The 3,562-nt window shown below is 38.4% G+C and carries 5 protein-coding genes; 1 reads left to right on the top strand and 4 read right to left on the bottom strand.

Annotated elements, in window-relative coordinates:
- Positions 1 to 503, bottom strand: a 503-nt coding sequence (pyrE, locus tag Q8907_14440) for an orotate phosphoribosyltransferase (GenBank protein MDP4275470.1), incomplete at its 3' end; no start/stop codon positions are given.
- Positions 504 to 510: 7 nt separating this feature from the next.
- Here pyrE and Q8907_14435 point away from each other — a divergent pair.
- The gene (locus Q8907_14435) at positions 511 to 1,131 is read left to right on the top strand and encodes an NUDIX domain-containing protein (GenBank protein ID MDP4275469.1); all 621 of its coding nucleotides are present in this window, start codon (positions 511 to 513) and stop codon (positions 1,129 to 1,131) included.
- On the opposite strand, the gene Q8907_14430 is transcribed toward Q8907_14435, so the two are convergent.
- The 3 genes from Q8907_14430 to Q8907_14420 form a co-directional block, all read right to left on the bottom strand.
- Entirely contained in the window at positions 1,126 to 2,544 is a 1,419-nt protein-coding gene (locus Q8907_14430) for a TlpA disulfide reductase family protein (GenBank protein ID MDP4275468.1), read from the bottom strand. The genes Q8907_14435 and Q8907_14430 overlap by 6 nt on opposite strands.
- Positions 2,545 to 2,569: 25 nt before the next feature.
- Positions 2,570 to 3,058: a pantetheine-phosphate adenylyltransferase gene (coaD, locus tag Q8907_14425; GenBank protein ID MDP4275467.1), complete on the bottom strand. Its 489-nt coding sequence runs from the start codon at positions 3,056 to 3,058 to the stop codon at positions 2,570 to 2,572.
- A 6-nt stretch (positions 3,059 to 3,064) separates the two neighbouring features.
- Positions 3,065 to 3,562, bottom strand: a 498-nt coding sequence (locus Q8907_14420; GenBank protein MDP4275466.1) for a hypothetical protein, incomplete at its 5' end; no start/stop codon positions are given.

Here is a 3,562-nt window from a genome sequence, read left to right as displayed (position 1 = left end):
TTGGCATTTTTGAAGTTTTCAATGGCCTTGTCAAAGCCATAGGAGAAAATAGCTACCAGCCCAAGCACCCGGCACCCGGCTTTTCTTAAAGATTCCACAGCTTTTAAGCTACTGCCCCCGGTAGAAATAAGATCTTCTACCACAACCACCTTTTTCCCCGGAACCACAATCCCTTCTATCAGGTTTTCCAAACCATGCTTTTTAGGCTCAGACCTAACATAAACAAAAGGAAGGTTCATCTTATCAGCAACCAAAGCGCCCTGTGCGATGGCACCTGTAGCAACTCCAGCAATCATCTCGGCTTGAACAAAATTTTCACTGATCATTTTGGTGAATTCATCCCTGATGACCGATCTTATCTCGGGAAGCGACAATGTTTTCCGGTTATCACAATAAATAGGGGCATGCATACCCGAGGCCCAGGTAAATGGGTTTGCAGGTTCTAATTTTATTGCTTTACTTTGCAATAAGTATTGGGCAATTATTTTTTCTCTGTTTATCATGTCACAAATGTATAAAGTTTTTTATAACAACAGGACTATTTTCCTGATCGATAACATAAAGGATTATATCAGCAAAGAAAATGGTCTTTTTTTCAAATATTCCTCTAAAGAAGAATTACTTAAGATCATTCATCTCTTTGAAGACAGGGTCGAAGTTAATAAACTTTTTATTTATGCCGAAAATTTAGAAGTCCTTCTTGGAGATTTTATTTCCTGTTATCGTTTAATTGAAGCCGCCGGTGGAATTATCAAAAACAGCGAAGGGAAAATACTTCTAATTAAGCGCTTCAACAAATGGGATTTACCCAAAGGCAAAGCCGAAAAAGGTGAAACTGCTGAACAAACGGCCATTCGTGAAATCTGGGAAGAAGTAGGCCTGAAAAACATCAAACTATCCGGACTTCTGCATCAGACCTTTCATACTTACAATTTACACGGGGTGACCGTCCTCAAAAGGACATCCTGGTTTAATATGTTTTATGAAGATTTTGTAAAACCGGTGCCGCTAACAAAAGAAGACATCACCGAAGCAAAATGGTTTTCAAAGGAAGAATTAAGTCAACCCCTGGAAAACACCTATGCCTCATTAATCGATGTTTTTGAAAAAGCAGGTTTAATAAAATCATAAATCGCCCCTGCTTCTCATCGCCGAGAATATAGTAAGTTCGATATTCTCGGACGGTAAAGGAGCGGGAGAAATGCTCAGTTTACCATCTGGATTGATCAAATAGCAGGTCGGAAAAGCCCTGATGTTATATTCCTTTAAAAGAGAGGTCTGGTTGCCGCAATAAAGGAAAGTCCAGGTATAACCCTTCCGTTTCACATAATTCCTCATCGTTTTGAAATTATCGTCAAAGCTTACCGTAACTATTTTAAATTGTCCTTTAAATTTTTTCTCCAGCCTGTCCAGAATTTCATCTTCCTTCATGCAGGTATAACTCATGGTAACTCCGAAATTCAGATAAACCCATTTTCCCTTAAAATCAGAAAGTTTTACCAGTGTACTGTCTGCATTGTACAAGGTAAAAGGGGGAGGTTCAAAACCAGGCAACAAACGGGTAACTTTAGCCCTGATATGATCTGCAATTGACCGGTGTTCTTCAATCTGCGTAGACGACCGCAAGGAATCCAATACGTTCAACAAAGCCGAACGGGAGAAATTGCTTCCATAAAATTCATCATGCAGGCCTTTTAAAATAACCAATTCAAGCAAAGCTTTATTTCCAAGGGTCAAATCACTTCCCAGGGTCTGCCTTAATTCCGCATAACTCTTGTCCCTGCCAATATCATCATATATTTTTTCACCCTTCTTTGTACGCCCAAAAAACAGGAAATATTTATCATATACCTGATTAAACAATTCAATATAGGCAGTATTGTGGTAAAGTATTTTCCGGGTCAGGAATAAGGAATCGGAAGTAGAACGGGCAGGATGTTGAAAAACCAAGAATCGTAAAAGTCCGATGCGATATTTTACATAATTCTCAAAATAATTGGTGTCCTGTGGTGTGAACGAGACAGAAAGCGTGAGAATGGCCGAATCTAAAGAATGAAACAGGGTTTTCCCCCTTTTCATCAGCAGAAATTTATTCAGGCAGGGATAAAAACGATCATCGAAGGCAAGGATTTTGGCATTCAGAGAATCACCATCGGATTCCCTTGCACTCAGGGCTAAAGTAGTTTCCTCAAAATAAGGATTTACTTCATCGGCCGGTGACTTTAATTTTTTTGAAGGCAGAACCACCTGATAGTTCACTCCGGGTTTAACATACAAATTGCAGTTGTAAATACCCAGGTGAAGAAAAACAGACTGGGTTTCCTGAATCTGGAACTTAAGTGAAAAATTTCCCTGTTTATCGACCGGACACCTTGAAATTTCTTTTTCAGATCCTGTAAAAGGGTCAGAGTACGAATTAAGGATCAGTTCACTCCCTGCATAATCAGGAGCACAACCCGTCACGGTAGTTTGTGACCAAGCCTGAGAAAAGACAACCCCTAAAAAAAACAAGACGAAAAAAAGACGGGAATAGTTATATTTCATTTATCTATGTACCGAAATTAAAACCTCAAAAGGACAGACTTCCTTTCTTATATGTATCAAGATCCAAGTTCTTAGGCAGGAATAAAGAAGCGTCACCACCATGTAAAAGGATATCACGTACTATTGATGAATTTATAAAAGTATGTTCCGGAACAGTAAGCAGGAAAACAGATTCAATTTCAGGATCCATTGCTTTATTTGCCTGGGCGATGGCCCGTTCATATTCAAAATCAGCAGCAGTGCGTAATCCCCTCAGAATATATTTAGCCTTATGTTTTCTGCAATAATCTACAGTAAGGTCATCATAATGATCGACAATAATGTTTTCATCATTTTTGAATACAGATTCTATAGCAGCCATGCGGGCTTCGAGTGTAAAATACTCTTTCTTGTTCTTGTTGACTCCGATTGCAATAATTATCTTATCAAAAAGTGATAACGCTCTGCGGACTACCGACTCATGGCCAATTGTGAAAGGATCAAAGGAACCGGGGAAAATGGCAATTTTTTCCATAAATTTTTATTCATAAACTATGTCAAGACCACCAAACACCACATCGGCCTTTATAAAAAGATAATTTTTATTTACATCCAGACTATCCGATACATATTTTGAATTTCCGAGAACCGTTGTATTCCCGTTCGGCAGATTTACACCGGCAAAAGCAGTATTCACCTCTACCTTCAAGGGTGTACCTTTCTTCAATTTGACAACTGATTTTCCAAATACAGTATGAAGAGTGAAAACTGAAGGATTCTTTTTGATCTCCGTATTCTGTAAATCAAAAATAGCACTGCCAAAAATCACGTTATGTTCGGCATTTTCAATACTGTCTCCTGCAACCTGAGTATCTTCGAAAATAACATCATTTTTATTTGAGGTATAAAAATGATTGTGACAATGAAAAGGATTACCCACCAGCATTTTTATTCCGACATAAATCAGAAACAAGGCTATAAATATTTTAAAGACCGGAATATCAACATGAAAGATTATTTTAATGACGATACCCAGGCC

It is taken from the genome of Bacteroidota bacterium (genome assembly GCA_030706565.1).
Lineage (GTDB): Bacteria > Bacteroidota > Bacteroidia > Bacteroidales > JAUZOH01 > JAUZOH01.
This window is presented reverse-complemented; position numbering and strand designations above follow the sequence as displayed.

What these genes read in the sequence shown, in the direction of transcription:
- Q8907_14435 (MDP4275469.1), top strand. Translation starts at nt 511, where the DNA reads ATGTATAAAGTTTTTTATAACAACAGGACTATTTTCCTGATCGATAAC.
- Q8907_14430 (MDP4275468.1), bottom strand. Translation starts at nt 2,544, where the DNA reads ATGAAATATAACTATTCCCGTCTTTTTTTCGTCTTGTTTTTTTTAGGG.
- coaD (MDP4275467.1), bottom strand. Translation starts at nt 3,058, where the DNA reads ATGGAAAAAATTGCCATTTTCCCCGGTTCCTTTGATCCTTTCACAATT.